The sequence below is a fragment of the Streptomyces sp. NPDC048718 genome (genome assembly GCF_043198875.1).
In the GTDB taxonomy this organism is placed as follows: Bacteria; Actinomycetota; Actinomycetes; order Streptomycetales; family Streptomycetaceae; genus Streptomyces.
Window position 1 is genome coordinate 176,196 of the sequence record NZ_JBICVG010000006.1, and the last position, 22,883, is coordinate 199,078.

Annotated in this window: 16 protein-coding genes; 12 read left to right on the plus strand and 4 right to left on the minus strand. The window is 69.9% G+C overall.

Features of this window, described 5'->3' with window-relative positions; all coding sequences use genetic code 11:
- The first annotated feature begins 20 nt into the window (after positions 1 to 20).
- The 3 genes from ACGFRB_RS13550 to ACGFRB_RS13560 all read left to right on the plus strand — a co-directional run bounded on the left by ACGFRB_RS13550 (position 21) and on the right by ACGFRB_RS13560 (position 7,585).
- The gene (locus ACGFRB_RS13550; RefSeq protein WP_393243113.1) at positions 21 to 3,527 is read left to right on the plus strand and encodes a hypothetical protein; all 3,507 of its coding nucleotides are present in this window, start codon (positions 21 to 23) and stop codon (positions 3,525 to 3,527) included.
- Between the two features lie 9 nt (positions 3,528 to 3,536).
- Positions 3,537 to 6,350, plus strand: a complete 2,814-nt coding sequence (locus tag ACGFRB_RS13555; RefSeq protein WP_393242751.1) for a pPIWI_RE module domain-containing protein — start codon at positions 3,537 to 3,539, stop codon at positions 6,348 to 6,350.
- Between the two features lie 572 nt (positions 6,351 to 6,922).
- Positions 6,923 to 7,585 (plus strand): deoxynucleoside kinase, encoded by a 663-nt coding sequence (locus ACGFRB_RS13560; RefSeq protein ID WP_361224038.1) that lies wholly within the window; start codon positions 6,923 to 6,925, stop codon positions 7,583 to 7,585.
- A 173-nt stretch (positions 7,586 to 7,758) separates the two neighbouring features.
- Here the strand turns inward: ACGFRB_RS13560 and ACGFRB_RS13565 are convergent, their stop codons facing one another.
- Together ACGFRB_RS13565 and ACGFRB_RS13570 are read right to left on the minus strand one after the other, a co-directional pair.
- Entirely contained in the window at positions 7,759 to 9,288 is a 1,530-nt protein-coding gene (locus ACGFRB_RS13565; RefSeq protein WP_361224040.1) for a UDP-N-acetylglucosamine 1-carboxyvinyltransferase, read from the minus strand.
- Positions 9,289 to 9,338: 50 nt separating this feature from the next.
- The gene (locus ACGFRB_RS13570; RefSeq protein ID WP_393242753.1) at positions 9,339 to 9,695 is read right to left on the minus strand and encodes a VOC family protein; all 357 of its coding nucleotides are present in this window, start codon (positions 9,693 to 9,695) and stop codon (positions 9,339 to 9,341) included.
- Between the two features lie 161 nt (positions 9,696 to 9,856).
- Here ACGFRB_RS13570 and ACGFRB_RS13575 point away from each other — a divergent pair, with 161 nt between their 5' ends.
- The 4 genes from ACGFRB_RS13575 to ACGFRB_RS13590 all read left to right on the plus strand — a co-directional run bounded on the left by ACGFRB_RS13575 (position 9,857) and on the right by ACGFRB_RS13590 (position 14,914).
- Entirely contained in the window at positions 9,857 to 10,210 is a 354-nt protein-coding gene (locus ACGFRB_RS13575) for a hypothetical protein (protein WP_393242755.1), read from the plus strand.
- Positions 10,211 to 10,421: 211 nt separating this feature from the next.
- Positions 10,422 to 13,334 carry a DUF6923 family protein gene (locus tag ACGFRB_RS13580; RefSeq protein ID WP_393242757.1) on the plus strand — a complete coding sequence of 971 codons (2,913 nt, stop codon included), beginning with the start codon at positions 10,422 to 10,424 and terminating at the stop codon, positions 13,332 to 13,334.
- Between the two features lie 195 nt (positions 13,335 to 13,529).
- Positions 13,530 to 13,958, plus strand: a complete 429-nt coding sequence (gene arr / locus ACGFRB_RS13585; RefSeq protein WP_393242759.1) for an NAD(+)--rifampin ADP-ribosyltransferase — start codon at positions 13,530 to 13,532, stop codon at positions 13,956 to 13,958.
- 149 nt (positions 13,959 to 14,107) lie between these two features.
- Positions 14,108 to 14,914 carry a phytanoyl-CoA dioxygenase family protein gene (locus ACGFRB_RS13590; RefSeq protein ID WP_393242761.1) on the plus strand — a complete coding sequence of 269 codons (807 nt, stop codon included), beginning with the start codon at positions 14,108 to 14,110 and terminating at the stop codon, positions 14,912 to 14,914.
- On the opposite strand, the gene ACGFRB_RS13595 is transcribed toward ACGFRB_RS13590, so the two are convergent.
- A complete protein-coding gene (locus ACGFRB_RS13595) occupies positions 14,904 to 15,350 on the minus strand; it encodes an Lrp/AsnC family transcriptional regulator (RefSeq protein ID WP_393242763.1) in 447 nt (148 codons plus the stop codon). The two genes, ACGFRB_RS13590 and ACGFRB_RS13595, sit on opposite strands and share 11 nt — an antisense overlap.
- A 148-nt stretch (positions 15,351 to 15,498) precedes the next feature.
- Between ACGFRB_RS13595 and ACGFRB_RS13600 the strand changes: the two genes are divergently transcribed.
- Positions 15,499 to 15,984, plus strand: coding sequence for a rhodanese-like domain-containing protein (locus ACGFRB_RS13600; RefSeq protein ID WP_393242765.1), 486 nt, complete (start codon positions 15,499 to 15,501; stop codon positions 15,982 to 15,984).
- Between the two features lie 222 nt (positions 15,985 to 16,206).
- Entirely contained in the window at positions 16,207 to 16,812 is a 606-nt protein-coding gene (locus tag ACGFRB_RS13605) for a lytic polysaccharide monooxygenase (protein WP_363010467.1), read from the plus strand.
- Positions 16,813 to 16,933: 121 nt separating this feature from the next.
- Here ACGFRB_RS13605 and ACGFRB_RS13610 read toward each other — a convergent pair whose 3' ends face one another.
- A complete protein-coding gene (locus tag ACGFRB_RS13610; RefSeq protein ID WP_393242767.1) occupies positions 16,934 to 17,062 on the minus strand; it encodes a hypothetical protein in 129 nt (42 codons plus the stop codon).
- 570 nt (positions 17,063 to 17,632) lie between these two features.
- Between ACGFRB_RS13610 and acnA the strand changes: the two genes are divergently transcribed.
- From acnA to ACGFRB_RS13625, 3 genes are all read left to right on the plus strand, one after another.
- Positions 17,633 to 20,347 carry an aconitate hydratase AcnA gene (gene acnA, locus ACGFRB_RS13615; protein WP_393242768.1) on the plus strand — a complete coding sequence of 905 codons (2,715 nt, stop codon included), beginning with the start codon at positions 17,633 to 17,635 and terminating at the stop codon, positions 20,345 to 20,347.
- Between the two features lie 1,064 nt (positions 20,348 to 21,411).
- Positions 21,412 to 21,882: a hypothetical protein gene (locus tag ACGFRB_RS13620; protein WP_393242770.1), complete on the plus strand. Its 471-nt coding sequence runs from the start codon at positions 21,412 to 21,414 to the stop codon at positions 21,880 to 21,882.
- A gap of 425 nt (positions 21,883 to 22,307) precedes the next feature.
- The gene (locus tag ACGFRB_RS13625) at positions 22,308 to 22,751 is read left to right on the plus strand and encodes a hypothetical protein (protein WP_393242772.1); all 444 of its coding nucleotides are present in this window, start codon (positions 22,308 to 22,310) and stop codon (positions 22,749 to 22,751) included.
- Positions 22,752 to 22,883 lie beyond the last annotated feature (132 nt).

Consider the following 22,883-nt stretch of genomic DNA (forward strand, 5'->3'; position numbering starts at 1 on the left):
TCGAACCGCCCTTGCAGGACGTGTTCCGGGACCTCCGGACGGTCCTCACGGCTGCGCACAAGCCCGCGCTCGAAGCGTTCTGCCAGGTGGAACTCGGCCTGTATCTGCAGCAGAAGCTGCTGCCCGGTGTTCCGGCCGGCAGTGCCTGGGTGCTGTTCAGCGGGTACGGTTTCGCGTCGGCGTACGGGGTGACGTTGCCTCCCGACGCGACCAGGACACTGCGTGTCGCCCGCTACTCGCTGTGGACGCTCCGAAGGGGGCGGGCCTGGCGCGAGGCACTCCTGCGCTACCAGAAGTCCGACGCCAACGCGCGCGCCTACGACGTTCCGGACACCGAAGCACCGGCCATGCGCCGGGTGATCTCCGTGGCCGAGGACCGTTTCGACGCGTACGACCGACTGCTCAAGGTCGCACCGCCCCTGGCGGGCAAGCGCATGCCGGTCGCGGGCCAGGGACCGCACGCCTTCCCGGTCAGCCGCTCACTGGCGGTGGTCGACCTGCCGGCCGTGCCGCACGCTCCCCTTGTCGCCCACGACATGGACCTGGCCCCGGCCGGCGGGGGCGACCCGCTGGTCTTCACCAGGGAGGATCTGGAGCGCACCGCGGCGGACATGGACGCCCGGCACGCCCGGTACCTCCGTGAGACCCGGAACGGGGAGGGAAAGCCGCCCCGCTGGGTGGAACGGCTGGACGCCTTCGAGCTGTCGGTCAAGACGGACGACGGCTTCCACACCATCCGCGACTTCACCTTCACGGTCGACAGCATCCAGCACCTGCTCGGCATCGTGGGCGCGGGCAAGAGCACCCTGCGCGACATCATCGCGGTGCACCTCGCGAAGGAGAACAAGCGCACCACCATCGTCGTCTCCGACGTGGCGGAAGTACTCAAACTGGTTGAGCTCTACAACCTCTACACCGACGGCGCCGCCGCTCCCGTGCTTGGTCTGTCCGGCCGGGAGCGGCACGCTCAGCGGCTGCACCGCCGGCTCGCGGGGCGCGGCGAACACCGGTTGCTCGCTCACGACGACCCCGCCTTCGCCTACCTCGGTACGTCCTGTGCCATGAACGTCCATCGGCAGGAAGCCCAGCCGAGCGCCGAGCCGCTCGCCTTCGGGGAGGCCCCTTGTGCCCGCCTCAGGCCACCGACGGACCCGAGGTACCTCACCTCCCGCGGACGGACGGATCCGTGGCGGAAGCAGCGGGCGAGCTGCCCGTACTGGTCCACCTGCCCCCGGCACCACGGGGCACGTGCCCTGGTCGACGCACGGATCTGGGTCACCACACCTCCCGGGCTGATCGACGCCTCGCCGCCCCTTCCGCAGAACGGCGAGCGGATCCGCTACCTCGAACTCGCCTGCCGGCGCAGTGATCTGGTGATCATCGACGAGGTCGACCGTGTACAGGTACAACTCGATCAGGCCTTCGCGCCCGCGGCACTTCTCGCCGGTGACCAGGAGGGCCTGATCGACGGGCTTGTCCAGCACAAGATCAGAGAACTCGCGGAGAGCGGGCGTACTCAGCTCTCCGAGCGGGACGTGGCGACATTCTCCGCCGCGCTCAACACGGCGACCGCCGCGACGGACCGGCTGTACGCGATGCTGGTGGCCGACTACGACCTGCGGCGCTGGGTCCGTACCGGTTACTTCAGCGCCTGGACCTTGCAGCTCGGTCTGCTCGACGAACGCCATCCGCTGCCCGAGGGGAGCGGGCCGGAACACGAGAACCACGCGCCCAGGCAGACGCTGAGCAAGCTCCTCGACGCGTTCCGCGACAACCCGTTCGGCGATCGGATCCGGCGGACGGACGAGGACTTCGGCGATCTGACCGCACTGCTCAACGAACTTCTCCACACGGGCAGTCCGGAGAGCACCCGGCGGCATCTGATGCGGGTCACGGACCAGGTCTTCGGACTCACCCCGGCCTATATGGCACTTCGGCACAAGACATACGAGGAGCAGTACGCCGAATGGAAACGCAAGGAAGAGGAACGCAAGAAGCGGAAGAAAGCCGGTGAGACGAACAGGCCGAGTGTGCCCCCGAAGTCCCCGGATGTGTGGCGGGAAGAGATGGGCACACGCTTCGAGTTCACACTGCTTCTGAGCGCCTTGGAACCCCGTCTCGCCATGATCAACGCCATGTGGCCCCGAGTCGACGCCGCCCTGAGCCTGGGCTACAACCAGATGTACCGGCGGCCACTCGACTACGCTCCGATGGTGCCCGAGGCACCGATGGGCAATGTGCTGGGTTTCCAGTTCAGGGTTCCCGGCGAGGACAAGGGCGGTGTCCGCAGCGGGAAACTGACCTTCTTCCGATGCAGCGGTGTAGGCCGTGAACTCCTGCGCGCCATGCCCCACCTCGCGACCGTGGACGGCCGCCCCGGCGCCCACGTCCTGCTCATGTCCGGAAGCAGCTGGGCCGGCACATCCAGCCGGTACCACGTCGACGTTCCCGTCGGTGTGATCATCCAGCCGTCGCCCGAGGTGATGGAGCGCATCGCCGAAGACAGCCGGATGCGCTTCGAGTTCATCGACGACGGCGACGAGAAGCTGCGCATGTCCGGCACGGATCCCGAGGACCGTCCCGAGAAGCTGCGCCGGATCGCGAGGTACCTGGGCCAGGGAGAGTGGGAAGTCCCCACCGGTGGGCCGCTGGAACGGGAACTGCTGTCCCTGCCCAAGGGGCGTGATCACATCCTCTTGCTCGTCGGAAGTTATGCCGAGGCCCGCGTGGTCGCCGACACCCTGCACAACCTTCATCCCGGCTGGCACGACAAGGTGCTCTGTCTCGTCTCGGACGACGAGGAGATCGACGCGGAGGACGAAGTACCCTCCGCGCACCGTGCCCGGACGCTGCGACGGGGAGACGTGGAGCACCTGAAGGACCTGCAGGCGGACATTCTTGTGGCGCCCCTGCTGGCCGTGGAGCGAGGCCACAACATCCTCAACGACGAAGCCACCGCCGCCATCGGCACGGTCTACTTCCTGGCCAGGCCGCATCCGCACCCCGAAGACCTGTCCCTGGCCGTCCACGCGATCAACGACTGGATCGTCCGTGCCCTCGCCGGCGGTGACTTCGACTCCTGGGTGCGCAAGGGCGACACCATCGAGGAGGGGGCGGAGGCCGTTCGCGCCGAGGCTCGATCGCGCTGGTACGAGGTGCTCCAGCGCTCCATGGCCTGGAGCCGTCTCGGCGACGAACGGGAGCGTGTCACCTGGGACATGCTGGTCCTGATGTGGCAGGTGATCGGGCGCCTGGTGCGCGGCGGAGTGCCTGCCCGTGTGGTCTTCGTCGACGCGGCTTTCGCGCCGAACCGGGCAGCGGCGCCACCGAGCCCCGACACTCCCCGGTCCAGCCTGCTGCACAGCGTGCTCGACGTGCTGAACCCGTACTTCGAGGGCGACACGAAGAAGCCCGAGGAGCAGTTCATCGCCCGAGCCCTGTACGAGCCGCTGCGGCGCATGCTCGCCCGGCTGCTGGCCGAGCCCCTTCCTTCCGCAGGCCCCCAGGGGCCCCGCCCCACCCACTAGGAGACAATCGTGTACCACACCATTCGCTCCATGGCCTACGAGCCCGACCCGATGCACGGTCCGTGGCGGGAGAGCCTGCATGTCCTGCGGCTGGGCGAGGAACTGCACGCGGAACTCACCCGGATCCGTGCGGAGAGCGACAACGGAGCCCGTCGGCCCGACCAGCTTCCCGTGCGCCAGCTCGACTCCCTCCTCCGGGCGGCGGCACCAGGCGTCATCGCGACCGGGCGCAAAGCCGGAACCGACGGCCGGCTGCCCTGGCTCTACGCGCGGAAGACCGTGCCACGGGACGTGCTCGCCCCCTTGATCGGCACCTGGGCGGCGCGCCTGGTCCCGGAGAGCGATGACGACGACGGAGCGGGGCCCGACCTGGAAGAGCGGCTCTGGACGGAGGACCCCGCCGCCGGGGTACGGCTTCCGGACTGGGAGACCGAGCACATCGACCTCTTGGAGACGTCGACGTCGGCGGGCGGGACCGCCGAACCCGCGGTACGGCTCTACAGCCTGTTGCCGGAGTGGATCGCGTTCCGGCTGGCGGCACGCCCGTTCCGCACGGGGGGCGCCACCCTCCATTTCCGTGTCGAGAGTTCGGGGGACGGAGCGCGCCTCGTCTCCTGGCCGCCCCTGCGCTACGAGCGGGGCAAGCGGACCTGGTACTACTCGGCATGCCTGAACATCACCGTGCACACGGTGCCATTCGCCTCCCGGTTCCGTGTCCACGTGGCCACGCAGGTGCGCCGATGGGCCACGGCGACGGAAACACGTCCTCATCAGCTCAGCGGGGCGACGGTCCTCCTGGACGCTCCACTGCCCTGGCCCGGGCAGTCGGACCAGGACAAGCGGCTGACGGTCAACACCCTCGGCTACGACCGCGGCCGCCAGGAGCTGGTCTGGCGCCGTCGCAGCCCCGTACTGCTGCTGCCCGACCTGGACATCGTGCGCCGCTACCCCGACCCCGCGGAGCTCTTCGCCCATCCGGAGCGCTGGCTCCACGGCCGCGAGGACGTGGCGGCCGGCATCGTCTACCACCCGTCGCTCGGCCCGCACGCGGTCGGATCAGGGCTGATGCCCCGGGAACGGGCGGAACTGGACGCCTGGGTGGCGGAAGGGCTCCATCCGATGCTGCGCCGGGTTCCCGACCTCACCAGGGTGACCCGGCGCAATACCCCTTCTCTGCTTCCCCGGTCGGGCGCCGGAGCCGAGCCGGAGGCCCGGGAGGCGCGGATGGTGCCGCAGCGTCGCGCGGCGCTGGCCCAGGCCCTGAACGGTCGGCCGCTGCAGGTCGAGATCTTCTGGCGGACGGAGGAGACCCGGACCGCGCTCCTCGCGGCACTGCCGAAGCTCGTCGGCCTCGGCCCCGCGGAGACAGCGCGAACCGACACCGACGAGATCCGGCGATGGCGAGCGGACGGGATCGAGCTGTGCGTGCGCGCGCGGCCCGCCGGCTCTCTGGCCGCCGCGCTGCCGGTGCCGCGGGATCGCAAGCGGCCGAGGGCCGTCCGGCTTGCCGAAGCGGTCGAGGGACGGTGCGGCCTGGTGGCGGAGCGGATGTCGCCGCTGTGCGACGCTGTCGGCGCGGTGATCGCGGAGACCGCCGGCAAGGATGCTTTCGCCGAGGCGCCGGACTCCGATCCCAAGCACGCGCTGCGGATCGCCTGGGCGAGGCAGGGGCGGATCAGTCAGTTCGTCAACTCGGCAGGAGGAGTCGGCGCCGGCACTGGCGCCGAGGACGACGCCGAGTCCGGCACCACGCTGGAGCATCGTGCGCGCTGGGTCTGGCTGGACTTGTTCCGGCAGCTGGGTGCCATCAGTTCGCCCGCACACAGGGTGGGGGCCGGCATCCCCGGTGACCTCCAGTACGCGGCGCTCTGGCTCGTCCGGCACACCAGGAAGGGGCCCACGCGCCGACCTGTCCGTCGTCTTGTCGCGGTACGCGTCCGCCCCGGGGAGGGGCCCGGCGTCATCGAAGGGTGGGACGCCGAACGCGCCACATGGGTGCCGTATCGCGAACTGCTGCTGTTGCTCTCCGGGCAGACGGAGCCGGCAGCAGAAGCCGGGGAGCCCGGCGGCCGCAAGGGAAACGGGCTCTCGCGACAAGTACGCGGGTCCGCCGATCGCGCGGGTGCGGCTCAACGCGCGCAGCGGGAGACCGAGAGCCAGATCCGCACCCTGCTCTTCCAACTGCGCGACCAGCCGACGCTTCTGCTGGTGGACGCGGGCAATCTGCGGCAGTGCTGGCCGAGACTCCGCAACGGTTCGTTGGTGCCGGACATGCTCGGATTCGGGGCAGAGGCCGACCAGCGTCTGACCGCCTACGGAACCGACCTACGCATGGTGTGCGTGCGTGACACGAACGGGAGGGGAGAAGTCCCGGAGTGGTACGCCCACGACGGGCAAGGTGAGATCGGCTTCGCCGAGGGAGTGTGGGGCACATCGGAGCGCGAGGGGCGTGTCTTCGCCAGTACGGCCGCGAAGCCGCACACGGCGGCGAAACTGCCCAAGGGACTCATGAAGCTGGTGCCGACAGCCGAGGGCCGGACGGCACCGGCCAAGACCGCCTGGAATCCCGGGCAGCTTGAGGTCACCGTGCTCGGGTGTCTGTCGGAGAAGGCGCTGGCTGACTCGGGCCGCGAAGGTGACGTGCCCGACCAGCCGGCGGAGTGGGCAACGCTGACGCATCAGCTGCGCTATCACGACGATTACCCGCCGCTTGCCCGCCCCCTCCCCCTGCATGTGGCACGTCTCGCCGGTGAGTACGTGCTCCCGCTGGCGGAGGTGGGAGAACGTCAGGGAACAACCGCCGGCCAAGACACACAAGAATGAGACGTCGGGGGCGGCGAGAGGCCCGCGGGCGGTAAGGGGGCTCCTCCGCCTGCACGCGACGCGCACGCGCAGGTGGAAGAGACCCCCTCGGGGGCCTGATGTCAGATCTTTCCTGGGATCTTGGCGCCGGCACTGCCCCGGTGGGGCGTTTTGCTATGGGGTTATTCGTACGCGTCTGCCCTGCTCCGTGGCCGTGAGTGTTCAGCTTGGCCGTCGAGATCGGCAAGGCTGGGGAATTCCGGCGGATCTCTCCGGACAGATGTGTGGAGGCCGGCCGAACCGGTCGCCGGGACGAGCCCGCGCAGAGGCCCTGGCCAGAGCAATGCGGATTGTCATTTATGCTTCAAGGCGGCCACGGGGCAGTGGCTCGTCGCTTGCGTGGCAACCGCGGAACCGGCGGGCAGTCCTGCCGGTCGGGGAGCGCGCGCGTCGGGGCCTTGGTCCGGAGGGGACCGTACGCCGCTGATCACGCAGATCCCGGGGAACCGACGTCACGCCGACACGTCTCCCAGCGGTGCGGGGAACCCGGCCCACCCGCCCGTGATTCAGAAGACCCCAGGGAGAAGTGAGGTATGCCAGTGATCTGTGTCGGTGGCATGATCGGAATCGGCAAGACCAGTGTGGCCGAGGTGCTCGCCAAGGCGCTGGGCAGCGAGGTCTTCTACGAGAGCGTGGAAGACAACCCGATCCTTCCGCTCTTCTACACGGCGAGCCCTGAGGAGATCCAGGCCAAGCGCTACCCGTTCCTCCTTCAGCTCTACTTCCTGCAGACGCGGTTCGCCGCGATCAAGGACGCGTACAAGGAGGGCAACAACGTCCTCGACCGGTCCATATACGAGGACTGGTACTTCGCCAAGGTCAACCACGACCTGGGGCGGATCAGCTCCCTTGAGATGCAGGTGTACGAGGGTCTGCTCGACGAGATGATGCGCGAGATCGACGGCCTGCCGTACCGCAAGGCACCCGACCTCATGGTCTACCTCAAGGCGGACTTCGACACGGTGATGCACCGTATCGGGCTGCGCGGCCGTGACTTCGAGCAGGACGAGAGCCTCGTCGAGTACTACCGGACGCTCTGGTCCGGCTACGACGACTGGGTGCACAAGCACTACTCGGCCAGCGAAGTCCTCGTCATCGACATGAACTGCACCGACGTGGTGAACAACCCCGAGGACGCGGTCCGGGTGGCCCAGGAGGTCAGGGACGCCCTGGCCGCCGGCGGTTGCAGGGTCTGAGGCAGTCCCGTACGGAGGCCGTCCCGGACGGACGACCGTACGGACGACCTCCCCTTCGGGCCCCTCGGTCCCGACCCCTTGTCCGACCCCCTTCCGGGGCCCGCTTCGGCGCGGCCCCGGAAGGGGGTCGGTGCGTTCGGGGAGGGGGAGGGGCAGGGTCGAGGTCGGTCGGGTCAGATGTCCCGGAAGATCTCGATCTGCGCGCCCACCGAGTTGAGGCGCTCCGCGAGGTCCTCGTAACCGCGGTTGATGACATAGACGTTGCGCAGCACCGAGGTGCCCTCGGCGGCCATCATCGCCAGGAGGACGACCACGGCCGGGCGCAGGGCCGGCGGGCACATCATCTCGGCGGCGCGCCAGCGGGTCGGGCCCTCGACCAGGACGCGGTGGGGGTCCAGGAGCTGGAGGCGGCCACCGAGGCGGTTGAGGTCGGTGAGGTAGATCGCGCGGTTGTCGTAGACCCAGTCGTGGATCAGCGTTTTGCCCTGCGCCGTGGCCGCGATGGCCGCGAAGAAGGGGACGTTGTCGATGTTGAGGCCCGGGAACGGCATCGGGTGGATCTTGTCGATCGGCGCCTCCAGCTTGGAGGGGCGGACCGTCAGGTCGACCAGCCGGGTGCGGCCGTTGTCGGCGGCGTACTCGGCGGAACGGTCGTGGTCGAGCCCCATCTCCTCCAGGACCGCCAGCTCGATCTCCATGAACTCGATCGGCACCCGGCGGATCGTCAGCTCCGACTCGGTGACGACGGCCGCGGCCAGCAGGCTCATCGCCTCGACCGGGTCCTCGGAGGGGGAGTAGTCGACGTCGACGTCGATCTGGGGGACGCCGTGGACGGTGAGCGTGGTGGTGCCGACGCCGTCGACCCGTACGCCCAGGGCCTCCAGGAAGAAGCACAGGTCCTGGACCATGTAGTTGGAGGAGGCGTTGCGGATGACGGTGACGCCGTCGTTGCGGGCGGCGGCGAGCAGGGCGTTCTCGGTCACCGTGTCGCCGCGCTCGGTCAGGACGATCGGGCGGTCGGGGGAGACGCCCTGCTCGATCTCGGCGTGGTAGAGGCCCTCGGTGGCGGTGATGTCGAGACCGAAGCGGCGCAGCGCGATCATGTGCGGCTCGATCGTGCGGGTGCCGAGGTCGCAGCCGCCGGCGTACGGCAGCTTGAAGCGGTCCATGCGGTGCAGCAGCGGACCGAGGAACATGATGATGGAGCGGGTGCGGATGGCCGCCTCCGCGTCGATCGACTCCATGTCGAGCTCGGCGGGCGGCACGATCTCCAGGTCGACGCCGTCGTTGATCCAGCGGGTGCGGACGCCGATGGAGTTGAGGACTTCGAGGAGGCGGAAGACTTCTTCGATGCGGGCGACCCGGCGCAGCACCGTGCGGCCCTTGTTCAGCAGCGTGGCGCACAGCAGCGCGACACAGGCGTTCTTGCTGGTCTTGACGTCGATGGCGCCGGAGAGCCGACGGCGGCCCACGACGCGCAGATGCATCGGGCCGGCGTAACCGAGAGCGACGATCTCGCTGTCGAGAGCCTCGCCGATACGGGCGATCATCTCAAGGCTGATGTTCTGGTTGCCGCGCTCGATCCGATTGACAGCGCTCTGGCTGGTGCCGAGGGCTTCGGCGAGCTGCGTCTGGGTCCAGCCGCGGTGCTGACGGGCGTCACGGATGAGCTTGCCGATGCGCTCGAGGTAGTCGTCTGTCATGGCTTCACGGTATCTCAGATATGAGATGGTGCGAGCGGTGGGGTGGGCTATCAGGGTGACGGAGTGTGGGCAATGGGGTGACGCGGTTCATAAAGCGGCAGTTCAGTGCCGCTCGGCAGGCGCACGGCGGCCACCAGCCCCCAGCCCTGATCGGTGACGGGCCGTGAGATGTCCGCGCCCCGGTCCTCCAGGGTGCGCAGGACCTGTGCGACGTCCTCGCACATCAGATAGATCTCGTGCCAGGGGTCGCCGTCGGTGGGATGCACCGCGATCTCGGCCGGCGGCAGCCGGAAGATGAGCCAGCCGCGCCCCGCGTCGACGTGGTCGAAGCCGACGACGTCCTTGAGGAAGTCGCGGTCCGCCTCCGCGTCCCGGGTGTAGATGACCATGTGCGCGCCGCTGAACATGCCTCGATCGTCACCTCGCGGGCGGTTCACGGCAATCGCGCCGCTTCCGTACGGAGTAGTGCGGAGTGGTAAGGGGTACGGGGCGGGGTGCGGCCGGTGGCGGGATGTGCGGCGGGAGGCGTACGGCCAAGGCGCGTGCGGGTCCGTCTCGGCGGCCCCTCGTGTCACCCGCCGTCGTCGCCTCGTCCGCCTCCCGCAGTCGCATTCGCGAGGAAGCGCCTGAGCACGAGGGCGACGAGGACAGCAAGGGCAACGAGGAGGATGAGGAGCCGGACGAGGCGTACTTCGACTGCGCGGGAGGCTTCGTCGACGAGGACACCGTCATCGCCGGGACGGTCGAGAGCGACGAGGAGCACGGTGACCTCCGGCACTGGCTCATCGGCGCGGACCGTATGGCATATGCCGAAGTGGTCGACTACCCCTTCCCCGTAGAGGTCCCGCCCACCGCCCTGGGCGACGGCACCTGGTACACGACCTCCTCGGCCCACAACGCGCTGCACCTCTGGTCCCTCTGACGCGCGTTCCGGCCGACGGGCTCCCGGCACTCTCCCCGCCGGCTCCCGGTGCCCCGTCCGCCAGGCCGATCGGGCATATGGCTGACACCGAGCCTCCAGGGGTGTGTCAGGGGTGCATGCCCGAGCAGCGGCGGTCGTTATGCGGCTTTGATGTCCTTTGATGTCCTGCGACTGCCGTCCGGGACACCGCCGATCAAAGGAGCGAGACGGGATGCTGCGCCGTTTGTGGGGACTGGCGGGGGTCGCGGGACTGGCCGCGGCCCTGTTGCTGCCATGGCAGCAACAGGCATATGCCGCGGCCGGTGATCCCTTCCCCGAAGGCCCCGGCCTGGTCTTCGTCGCCCAGGGCACGGCACCCGGCCAGCCGACCACCCTCTACGAAGCGGTCCAGGGTGTCGGCGAGGTCCACTTCGTCTCCCAGGGCACCGCCGGCTTCGGCTACAACGCCATGGGCTTCCGCGTCACGGACCGCTACCTCTACGCCATCAACAACAACGACGGCGTCGCCCGCATCGGCCAAGGTGGCGTCGCCACCAACACCGGACAGGCCGGCCTGCCTTCCAGCGGCACCTTCAGCTACAACCAGGGCACCTTCGGCGACGGGCCCACCGCGGACACCCTCTACGTCCGCCTGTCCGAGACCGACAACAGCCTGTACGCCGTCGACGTCCCCACCCACACGTCGCACAGGATCGCGCTCTCCTCCAACGTCCCGAACCTGTCGGACATCGTCTGGAAGGACGGCTACATCTGGGGCGTGTACGGCGAGGGCCACCAGCTCTACCGGATCGACCCCACCACCGGCGCCGTCCTGTCCGTCCCCCTGACCGGGATCCCGGCGAACCCGTACGGCGCCCAATGGGTCTACGGCAACGGCAACATCGGCATCTCCAACAACGTCACCGGCACCGTCTACCAGCTCCGCATCAACAACCCGACGTCCGCCACCCCCACGGTCACCATCCTCTCCTCGACCAGAGGTCCGGCGAACAGTCAGAACGACGGAGCGTCCGTCCCAGGCGAGCCCGCCGACCTCGTGATCGCCAAGGACGGACCGTCGACCTGGTCGCCGGGCGACACGATCACGTACACCCTGCGCATCCACAACAACGGGCCCGGTGACTCCTCCGGCTACATCGTCACGGACACCCTGCCGGACAACCTGCTCAACCCGCAGACCACGACCCCCGGCTGCGCCATCGTCACGGACAACGGCCGGAGCCTCGTGCAGTGCACCGGTGCCGCGCTCGCCGACGGCGCCGACGCCCCGGTGATCACCATCACCGGCACCGCCCCGGCCACCCCCGGCACCGACTGCGTCACCGACGGGATCAGCAACACGTCCCACGTCACCGGCAACGAGTCCGACCCTGTGCCGGACAACAACGCCGCCGACTCCACGGCCTGCCCGGCGGGCACGCCCACGCCGTCCTTCACCGTGAGCAAGACCGCGTCCGTCGGACCCGACGGATTCGTGGGCTCCGGCGACCGGGTGACGTACACGGTCACCGTCACCAACACCGGCACGGTGGACTACACCACCGCGGACCCCGCGACCTTCACGGACGACCTGAGCGACGTCACCGACGACGCCGAGGTCGACCCGAACTCCCTGACCGGCGGTGCTCAGCTCGTCGACGGCGGCATCTCCTGGTCCGGCCCGCTGGCCGCCGGCGCCACCCACACCGTGACATACACGGTCGAGGTCAACGACCCCGACCAGGGTGACCACGTGCTGCGCAACGCCGTGGCCCCCGGCCCCACCGGCAGCTGCACCAGCGCCGCCGACTGCACGTCCACGATCCCCGTCGCCGCCTTCACGGTGGCGAAGAGCGTGGACGCCACAACCGCCGCCCCCGGCGACGTCCTCCACTACACGGTGACCGTCACCAACACCGGAGCGGTCGACTTCGGCGGCAGCGGCACCCCGCACGCGCCCCCGGCGCACATCGTGGACGCCCTCGCGAGCGATCTCGTCCTCGCCGACTACAACGGGGACGCCAGCAATGGCGGCACCCTCCAGGGCAGCAACCTCGTCTGGGACCTGGACCTGCCCATCGGCGCCACCGAGACGTTGACGTACTCGCTCACCGTCCACGACACCATCACGGCCACCACCGTGATCAGCAACACCGTGACCCCGGGGCAGTACGGCAGCTGCGCCACCCCGGACGTGTGCGGCACCGAGACCACCGTCCAGACGCACGGGTTCACCGTGCGCAAGACCGTGTCGCCGAGCACGGCGCAGCCGGGGGAGCGGGTCACGTACACGGTGGCCGTACGGAACATCGGCACCACCCCGTTCACGGACGCCGACCCGGCCTCGTTCACCGACGACCTTTCGGGTGTACTGGACGACGCGACGTACAACAACGACGCGACAGGCGGGGCCACGGTCACCGGCACCACGCTGAACTGGTCGGGCCCGCTGGCCGTCGGCGAGACCGTCACCATCACCTACAGCGTGACCGTCGACGACCCGGACACCGGTGACCAGCTCCTGCACAACGCCGTGACCCCCGGCGCGGAAGGCGCCTGCACCTCGGCGGCCGCCTGTACCACCGACGTCCCCGTCACCATCCAGCCGGCGCTGTCGCTGACGAAGCAGGCGGACTCGGCGGGGCCGTTCCAGGTCGGTGACACGGTCACGTACACCTACACGGTCACCAACACCGGGAACACCACGCTCAATGGCATCACCGTCACCGACGACCGGGTCTCCCCGGTCACCTGTGACGCGACGAGCCTCGCCGTCGAGGCGAGCACGACCTGCCACGGCACGTACACGATCACGTCCGACGCGCTGACCGACTGCCACCAGGACGTCAGAGCGCCGAAGGCGCGCAAGGGCGGCGACGACGGCAACGGTGGCAACGGTGGCGGCGGGCAGGAGACCTGCTCCGTCACCAACACCGCGACCGCGGCGGGCACCGACCCCGAGGGCGAGACCGTCATCAGCGCCCCGGCCCAGGCCGTCATCACCGTGATCAGGGAGGTCAAGCCGCCGTGCGAGTACGGCGAGTGCCACGAGTACGGTGACGGTGGCTACGACCACGCCGAGTCCTCCTCCAAGGGTGCGTCCGAGGGCGCGTCCAAGGAGGCGGCCGGCCGTCACCACGCCTGACACCTGACACCTGACACCCGACGCCTGACGTATGAGGGTCCGCCTCGGGTACGGCCGGAGCGCCCGCGTCCCCTTCCAGGGGCGCGGGCGCTCCGGCTGTCGGTGCCCGGCTCGCGGCGCCCGGTGCGCGCGGGCGTACGCCGTCGCCCCCGCTACCGTGGCCCGGAACCAGCCGACTCGCGTGGGGAGCACAGGATGAGCGAACCGATCCGGTGGGGCAGCAAGGACCCCGGCCCCTTCTTTCATGGCACGAAGGCCGATCTCGCCGTCGGAGATCTGCTGGAGCCGGGGTACGGCTCCAACTACGGCAAGGGCGACAGGGCGAACTTCGTCTACCTGACCGCCACGCTGGAAGCCGCCGTCTGGGGAGCGGAACTGGCCGCCGGGGCGGACGAGGACCAGCGCGTCTATCTCGTCGAACCCACCGGATTCTTCGAGGACGACCCGAATCTGACGGACAAGAAGTTCCCCGGCAACCCGACCCGGTCCTACCGCACCCGGTTGCCGCTGCGTGTCGTCACGGAGGTCCGCCACTGGCAGGGGCACCCGCCGGAGGTCCTCCAGCAGATGCGGGACAGGCTGGCGGAGCTCAAGGCCCAGGGCGTCGAGGCCATCAACGAGTGAGCGGGTGACAAGAGCGGGTGATCCGCCGGATCCCGCGATCCGGCAGCGGCCGCTCCCCGCCGCAGTACCGCCGCCACACCGCTGCCGCGCCACCGAAGCGCGCGGAAAATGCCGTGCGGGCGGGTTCCGTGCCGTCGCACGATGAGCGCATGGACGACACGACTCTGGTGACCCGTTTCCTCGACGACGGCTTCGTGAAGCTGGAGGGTGCCGTCGCGCCGCGCGTCGCCGCGGACTGCGCGCGGCTGCTCTGGCGGGAGACGGGGTGCGACCCGGACGATCCGGCGACGTGGACGCGGCCCGTGCACTGGGTGCCCGGCATGGGGCAGGGGCCGTTCGCCGCCGCGCCCAACTCCCCGGCCCTGCATCACGCGTACGACCTGCTCGTCGGAGCGGGACGCTGGGAGCCGCGTTACTCGCTCGGCACGTTCCCGCTGCGGTTCCCGCACGAGGAGGAGCCGGAGGACGCGGGCTGGCACATCGAAGGGAGCTATCTCCCGGAAGGCGAGAGCTGGTACTTCACCAACCTGCGCTCCCGGGGCCGGGCGCTGCTGATGCTGTTCCTGTTCAGCGAGGTCGGCGAGGAGGACGCCCCGACCCGGATCCGGGTCGGCTCGCACCTCGATGCACCCCGGGTGCTGGAGCGGTACGGGGACGACGGGGCGAGCGGGCTGACGCTCGCGCCCGAACTGGTGGCGGCGTCCGACCACCGGCCGCTCGCCCTCGCCACCGGGTCCCCGGGTGATGTCTTCCTGTGCCATCCATTCCTGGTGCACGCGGCGCAGCCGCACCACGGGACCCGGCCCCGTTTCCTGGCCCAGCCGCCCTTGATGCCGGCCGCGCCGTACGAACTGGAGCGGGCCGACGGCGCGTACTCGCCCGTGGAGATCGCGATCCGCCGGGGTCTGGGACAGGACACCCCTGCCCCCACCCCCGCCCCCACCCTCAGGGGCTGACGGGGCGCCGGGGGAGCGGGGAGGAGTAGACGACGCTGGTCGTGACGGAGCCCAGGCCGCCGATGCGGCCCGCGATCTCCTCCAGGTGACGCATGGACCGTGCGGCGACCTTGATGACGAAGCAGTCGTCGCCGGTCACATGGTGGGCTTCCAGGATCTCGGGCATCGCCTCGACCAGGTCGTGGAAGGGCTTGTAGTTGCCGTTCGGGTAGCGCAGCCGGACGAACGCCATGATCGTCAGCCCGACCTTCTCCGGGGCGACGACCGCCGCGTAGCCGCTGATGATCCCCGCCTCCTCCAGCCGGCGCACCCGCTCGGTGACGGCGCTCGGCGACATGGAGACGGCGCGCGCGAGGTCGGCGAAACTGGCCCGGCCGTCGTGCTGGAGGACTTCGAGAATGCGCCAGTCGGTGGCGTCAGGGGAAAACGCGGTCATGGTCGAGAAGTAGCACGGATTCCCCCGCCGGGACAGTCGCAGGCCGTGGATGACACCTTCAGCGCGCTGGTCACGCCCCGTAGTTTCGAGGTCGTAGAGAAGCAGCTCGCCGGGTCCGCGCCCCGGCCGCCACGAAAGGCCCTGCCTGATGACCACGACCGCCCCGACCCTCGCCTCGACATCCGTCCTGCGGGTCGCCCCCGCGTCGCCCGCCGAGGCCGCCGCCCACTTCCGTGCCTCGCTGGCCCATTACACCGACGTGTCGGACGTCGCCGCCGCCCTCGCGGCCGGCGGCGACCCGGGATTCGTCCTGCTCGACTCGCGTTCCACCGAGTCCTGGGACCAGGGGCACATTCCCGGCGCGGTCCACCTGCCCACCGCGCTCATCCCCGAGCGGGCCGCCGGGCTGCTCGACCCGGCGGTGCCCGTCGTCACTTACTGCTGGGGGCCCGGCTGCAACGGCGCCTCGCGCGCGGCCCTCGCCCTGGCCGAGCTCGGCTACCGGGTCAAGGAGATGCTCGGCGGATTCGAGTACTGGGCGCGCGAGGGCTTCGCGTACGAGAGCCGGCAGGGTGCGGAGCGGCGCGCCGCCGACCCCCTGACCGCCCCGGTCACGGGCGCCTGCGGCTGCTGATCCGGCGCCGAACCGGACGGGACGCCCTGCCGCCGCCGGACCTGCGGCGGCCCCCCGTCTTTGTGAGCAACTCCGTTTGTTTCATTGACATTTCATGGAGAAGTCCTAGCGTTGGGAGCGCTCCCACAGCCAACAACTGGAAGGAGTTCCCTCATGCGTCAACAGAGTCCGTCGACCGGGTGTGCGCGGTCGTCCCTCCGCCGGCCCCTCCAGGTACTCGTCATGCTGTTCGCCGTGGTCGCCGGCGCACTGACCTGGTCGGCCCCCGCCCAGGCGCACGGCACCATCGTCGAACCCGCCTCCCGCGCGTACAAGTGCTGGGAGAGGTGGGGCAGCGACCACATGAATCCGGCCATGCAGACCGAGGACCCCATGTGCTGGCAGGCGTTCCAGGCCAACCCCGACACCATGTGGAACTGGATGAGCGCGCTCCGTGACGGCCTCGGCGGCCAGTTCCAGGCGAAGACCCCCGACGGGACGCTCTGCAGCAACAACCTGTCGAGGAACGCCAGCCTGGACAAGCCTGGGCAGTGGAAGACCACCACCGTCGGCAACAACTTCTCGGTCCACCTGCGCGACCAGGCGTCCCACGGTGCCGACTACTTCAAGGTCTATGTGAGCAAGCAGGGCTACGACCCCAAGACGCAGACGCTGGGCTGGGGCAACCTCGACTTCATCACGCAGACCGGCCGCTACGCCCCCGCGGGGGACATCACGTTCCCCGTCCAGACGTCCGGCTACAGCGGACACCACACCCTGTTCGTGATCTGGCAGGCCTCGCACCTCGACCAGGCGTACATGTGGTGCAGTGACGTGAACTTCGGCTGAGCCGGGGAGCGCCGCCACCGGCGCCCGGCCGACCAGGCTCCGTCTGGGCAGGGGACTCGATGAGGCACCCTGGCCTGGCGGAGCCTCCCGCGTTCCCGGGCGAGTTCATCCGCGCATGGGTTTACAGGCCACCGTCGTCCGGAGCCTCGGACGTCGCTTCCGGGAACGCGGCGACCGCGGCCCGCGCCGCGGCGTCTTCGAGGCCGTCGGCCGGGGCGGAGCCGGTGCCGCCGGGCACGGACACGGACACGGGCACCGACGCGGATGCGGATACGAGCGCAAGCACGAGTCCGCCGGTCGGAGGCGGCGGATGGCGGAGCGACCGACCCCCAGGGTGTCCGCCGTCGACCCGCGTGCGTGCCGCACCTCGATACCAGTCATCGGGACACGGCAGCCCCTGGTGATCGCGGGCGGGCTATCTTCGGGCTTCCGGCCGGGGCGCAAGGCCGGGGCGTCCGGTCCGGGCTTTGTGTCCGGGCTCCGGGCGCGGGCTCCGGGCGCGGGCTCCGGGCGCGGGCTCACGCCTCGGAGGCGCGGATCCGATGTCTCGGAGGCGCGGATCCGATGTCTCGGAGGCGCGGACCCGATGTCTCGGAAAGACTGGGACCGCCCCGGCGCCGCCGGAGCGGGTCGCGTCCTGCCGCGCATGACCGACCGGCGGTGATGTACTAGAGTTATCTCGACATCGAGATATCTGCCGAGGCGCACCGCTGCCGCCAGTCGGTAAGGGTTACCTTGCTTAGCCCTACCTTAGTGGGTCGACGACGAGTACGTGGCGGCAGGATGTGGTGGAACGCGCACATATATGAAGGAGACTGTCGTGTCGGCGAACAGCTTCGACGCCCGCAGCACGCTCAGCGTGGGCGACGAGTCGTACGAGATCTTCCGGCTGGACAAGGTGGAGGGCTCCGAGCGCCTTCCCTACAGCCTGAAGGTTCTCCTGGAGAACCTGCTCCGCACCGAGGACGGCGCGAACATCACCGCCGACCACATCCGGGCCCTCGGGAACTGGGACTCCCAGGCCCAGCCGAGCCAGGAGATCCAGTTCACGCCGGCGCGCGTGATCATGCAGGACTTCACCGGCGTCCCCTGCGTCGTCGACCTCGCCACCATGCGCGAGGCCGTCAAGGCGCTCGGCGGCGACCCGGCGAAGGTCAACCCGCTCGCCCCGGCCGAGCTGGTCATCGACCACTCCGTCATCGCCGACAAGTTCGGCACCAGCGACGCCTTCCAGCAGAACGTCGAGCTGGAGTACGGCCGCAACAAGGAGCGCTACCAGTTCCTGCGCTGGGGCCAGACCGCCTTCGACGAGTTCAAGGTCGTCCCCCCGGGCACCGGCATCGTCCACCAGGTCAACATCGAGAAGCTGGCCCGCGTCGTCATGGTCCGTGACGGCAAGGCCTACCCCGACACCCTGGTCGGCACCGACTCCCACACCACCATGGTCAACGGCCTCGGTGTGCTCGGCTGGGGCGTCGGCGGCATCGAGGCCGAGGCCGCGATGCTCGGCCAGCCGGTCTCCATGCTGATCCCGCGCGTCGTCGGCTTCAAGCTGACCGGTCAGCTCAAGCCCGGCACCACCGCCACCGACCTGGTGCTCACCATCACCGAGATGCTGCGCAAGCACGGTGTCGTCGGCAAGTTCGTCGAGTTCTACGGCGAGGGTGTGGCGGCCACGAGCCTCGCCAACCGCGCCACCATCGGCAACATGTCGCCGGAGTTCGGTTCCACCGCCGCGATCTTCCCGATCGACGACGAGACCCTGAACTACCTGCGTCTGACCGGCCGCAGCGCCCAGCAGGTCGCGCTCGTCGAGGCGTACGCCAAGGAGCAGGGTCTCTGGCTGGACCCGCAGGCCGAGCCGGACTTCTCCGAGAAGCTGGAGCTCGACCTCTCCACGGTCGTCCCGTCGATCGCCGGCCCGAAGCGTCCGCAGGACCGTATCGTCCTCGCCAACGCCTCGGAGCAGTTCAAGACCGACGTCATGAACTACGTCTCCACCGCCGACGAGGCCGGCGAGGAGTCCTTCCCCGCCTCCGACGCCCCGGCCGCGTCCAACGGCGTCCCGTCGAACCCGGTCACCGTGACCGCCCCCGACGGCAGCACCTACACGATCGACCACGGCGCCGTCACCGTCGCCGCGATCACCTCGTGCACCAACACCTCGAACCCGTACGTCATGGTCGCCGCGGCCCTCGTCGCGAAGAAGGCCGTGGAGAAGGGCCTGACCCGCAAGCCGTGGGTCAAGACCACCCTCGCCCCGGGCTCGAAGGTCGTCACCGACTACTTCGACAAGGCGGGCCTGACCCCGTACCTCGACAAGGTCGGCTTCAACCTCGTCGGCTACGGCTGCACCACCTGCATCGGCAACTCCGGCCCGCTGCCGGAGGAGGTCTCCAAGGCCGTCAACGACCACGACCTCGCGGTCACCTCGGTGCTCTCCGGCAACCGTAACTTCGAGGGCCGGATCAACCCCGACGTCAAGATGAACTACCTGGCCTCCCCGCCGCTGGTCGTCGCGTACGCCATCGCGGGCTCCATGAAGGTGGACATCACCAAGGACGCCCTGGGTGTCGACCAGGACGGCAAGCCGGTCTACCTGAACGACATCTGGCCGACCGAGGCCGAGGTCAACGAGGTCGTCGCCAGCGCCATCGGCGAGGACATGTTCAACAAGTCCTACCAGGACGTGTTCGCGGGCGACGCCCAGTGGCAGGCGCTGTCGATCCCGACCGGCGACACCTTCGAGTGGGACGCCGAGTCGACCTACGTCCGCAAGCCCCCGTACTTCGAGGGCATGACGATGGAGACCACCCCGGTCACCGACATCGCCGGTGCCCGCGTCCTGGCCAAGCTGGGCGACTCGGTCACCACCGACCACATCTCCCCGGCCGGTGCCATCAAGGCCGACACCCCGGCCGGCAAGTACCTCACCGAGCACGGTGTGGAGCGTCGTGACTTCAACTCCTACGGCTCGCGCCGAGGCAACCACGAGGTCATGATCCGCGGTACGTTCGCCAACATCCGCCTGCGCAACCAGATCGCGCCGGGCACCGAGGGCGGCTTCACCCGCGACTTCACCCAGGACGGCGCCCCGGTGTCGTTCATCTACGACGCCTCGCAGAACTACCAGGCCGCCGGCATCCCGCTGGTCATCCTGGGCGGCAAGGAGTACGGCTCCGGCTCGTCCCGCGACTGGGCGGCCAAGGGCACGGCCCTCCTCGGCGTCAAGGCCGTCATCACCGAGTCGTACGAGCGCATCCACCGCTCGAACCTCATCGGCATGGGCGTCCTGCCGCTGCAGTTCCCGGCCGGCCAGTCGGCCGACTCGCTGGGCCTGACCGGCGAGGAGACCTTCTCCATCACCGGCGTGACCGAGCTGAACGAGGGCACCACCCCGAGCACGGTCAAGGTCACCACCGACACCGGTGTGGAGTTCGACGCGGTCGTCCGCATCGACACCCCCGGTGAGGCGGACTACTACCGCAACGGCGGCATCATGCAGTACGTGCTGCGCCACCTTGCCGGTTCCTGATCCGAACTGAACGAGCGCCCCGCCCCTGTATCTCGTACGGGGGCGGGGCGCTCGCGTTTGGCGGGGCGGATGGCGCGCCTGCGACCGTGATCGCGGGCGCTCTGTTCGACGGAGCGGAGCCGCGCGTCCCGCGACGATGAAGGACCTCGCACCTGGTACCGGGTGCGGGGTCCTTCTGTCCTTGCGAGCGGGTGGAGAGCGAGCGCCGCCAGGACGGTACTGAGAATCCTTCGGTCGCACGCCCGGGGATGGAACCGGAGCGGCCCGGTCTCCACCGGAAGGGCGGGGGCCGGGCCGCCGGTCGCGTGCCGGTCGGTCGAGCTGGGTGATGCCCGGCAGTTCGCCGGTGGCCGCGGTGTTCGCCGCGGGCAGCGCCTGCCGGTAGAGGCGCACGTCGCTCACCGCGCCGTTGGCGTACTCGCCGTAGACGGACTGGTAGAGCCGGCGGCCGGGGTCGGGGTCGGGGTCAGTCCGCCGGTGACCGCGCCGAGCTTGAACTCCCTGATCCGGGGGTCGGTCGCGGCGGCCTGGGCGTGGACGATCAGGACATCGCTGAAGCCGCAGCGGGCACGGAGAGGGCCAGAGCGGACGCCGCCACCAGAATTTTTTGACAGGGCTTCAGATGCCTTTGTCTTCCGGGACTTCGGCCGGAACGATAAAGCATTCGCTGAATTCCTCGCAAGATCGAGCGAGGTGGAATCAAGGATTCCCCCATGCGCCGACGGCGGCGCTGCCGTGATGCGGCCCAACAGGCCCTGCGGTTTGTCCGATTGACTGCTCGTTTGCCCTGGGTGAACAGGTGTACTTCGCATATCAAGGTGGCCAGATTTATTCGAACTCGGGGTCGACGCGCCGTATTGATCAAACCTCGTGCACATCAATAGCCTCCGCCGGTCACACATCTGATGTGGCCAAGAGCAACGGTGGCCACGGGGCCGCCCAAGGGTGGGGGACGCACGGTGAAAGCGCGACATCGATGGTTCGCGAGCAGGAGATATCGGATATGGGGCGGTGGAACCGTTTTCGGGGGGTCACTTCTGGCCATCCTCGCCCTGCTCCTGCCGGTGACCGTCCCGCAGGGACTCGATCCGCAGCTGCTGGCCCTGGGCCAGAGCGACGACTGGGAAGCCCGCGGTGGCCAGGCGGGGGACTACCACTTCCGCGGTGAGGTCTGGAATCCGAAGAAGGTCTCCGAGACCGCCGGGGTGGGCGGGCACGACCTGTCCGGGAACCTCGCAGGCCCCCGGCCGGGCCACCCGGCCGGCTACCGGCCGGTCAAGCGCTACCAGCCCGGCCGGCCATCCTGGCCGAAGGGCGGTTCGGCGACCGTCGGCCTGACGGACGGCCCGCGGACCGCCGGGCACCGGCCGGTCAAGGCGGGCACGCTGCCCGTCTGGGTCGCCCCGGCCGAGCCCGCGGCCGAGCCCGCGGCCGGCACCAAGGCCCCACACGCCGTCCCCGACGACGGGCAGCACGACCACCACGACCGTCACGACGACCACCACGACCTCTTCGGGTGGCGGTGGCGGCGGTGACGACTGTGACGGGTTCTGGGGGGCCGCCGGTGCCGCGGGAGCGTTCGTGGCCACCTGCGGTGCGGTGATGGGCGACTGCGGCCCCGGCCCGGGCGGTGAGGGCGTATCGGAAGCGGCCAAGGAGGACGCCGGAGCAGCGGCCAAGGCCAAGAGCGCCAAGCCCTCGGCGGAAGCCGGCAAGGAAGGCCCCAAGGGCGCGGCCTCGGAGGCCGGAGCGGGCCAAGGAGGCGGCCGAGTCCGGAGCCGGCGGAAACGCGGCGGCCCCCAAGAAGGGCATCGAGTGGCAGGTCATCCCCTGGCCGGAAGGGGAGAACTGGACGCCTCCTGGCTCCTGACCCGCACCGACAGCCCGCAGGGGCCGGACGTGTCCGCCTGGAGGGAACCCGCTTGGCGCGGAAGTCCCGCGCAGGCGAGGATGCGTCATCATGGGAGCGGACATACACGGGTTCATCGAGTGTCGTATCACGTACGGCACCATCGATGAGGAGGCCGCGGACTGGCAGCCCGCCATCGATCTGGCGCTGTTGTACGGCGGACGGAGCTACGACGCCTTCGGCTGCCTGTTCGGTGTCCGCAACCGCGCCGGCTTCCGGCCCCTCGCCCAGGAGCGGGGGCTCCCGCCCGACGTGAGCGCCGAGGTCCGGAGCTACTACGAGGACGATCCGGACCTCTACCACAGCGCGTCCTGGATCGGCTGGGAGGAGCTGGCCGCCGTGGACTGGGACGAGCCGGCAGCCGTCGAGCGCATGACGCGCCGGCAGGCGGTAAAGGACGACCCCGAGTGGGCCCCGGTCTGGGCGACGATGAAGACCCTCGCCGACGTCCACGGCCCCCGGTGCGTCCGACTCGTCGCCTGGTTCGACAACTGAGCCGGCCGGCACCCGTATGGGGGGGGGGGGGGGGGGGGGGGGGGGGGGGGGGGGGCGCCCCCCCCCCGCCCCCCCCCCCGCGCGCCCCCCCCCCCCCCCCCCCCCCGCCGCGGGGCGAGAACGACCCGCACC

Coding starts and splice junctions, on each gene's coding strand:
- ACGFRB_RS13560 (WP_361224038.1), top strand. CDS start 6,923: ATGCCAGTGATCTGTGTCGGTGGCATGATCGGAATCGGCAAGACCAGT.
- ACGFRB_RS13565 (WP_361224040.1), bottom strand. CDS start 9,288: ATGACAGACGACTACCTCGAGCGCATCGGCAAGCTCATCCGTGACGCC.
- ACGFRB_RS13570 (WP_393242753.1), bottom strand. CDS start 9,695: ATGTTCAGCGGCGCGCACATGGTCATCTACACCCGGGACGCGGAGGCG.
- ACGFRB_RS13580 (WP_393242757.1), top strand. CDS start 10,422: ATGCTGCGCCGTTTGTGGGGACTGGCGGGGGTCGCGGGACTGGCCGCG.
- arr (WP_393242759.1), top strand. CDS start 13,530: ATGAGCGAACCGATCCGGTGGGGCAGCAAGGACCCCGGCCCCTTCTTT.
- ACGFRB_RS13590 (WP_393242761.1), top strand. CDS start 14,108: ATGGACGACACGACTCTGGTGACCCGTTTCCTCGACGACGGCTTCGTG.
- ACGFRB_RS13595 (WP_393242763.1), bottom strand. CDS start 15,350: ATGACCGCGTTTTCCCCTGACGCCACCGACTGGCGCATTCTCGAAGTC.
- ACGFRB_RS13600 (WP_393242765.1), top strand. CDS start 15,499: ATGACCACGACCGCCCCGACCCTCGCCTCGACATCCGTCCTGCGGGTC.
- ACGFRB_RS13605 (WP_363010467.1), top strand. CDS start 16,207: ATGCTGTTCGCCGTGGTCGCCGGCGCACTGACCTGGTCGGCCCCCGCC.
- ACGFRB_RS13625 (WP_393242772.1), top strand. CDS start 22,308: ATGGGAGCGGACATACACGGGTTCATCGAGTGTCGTATCACGTACGGC.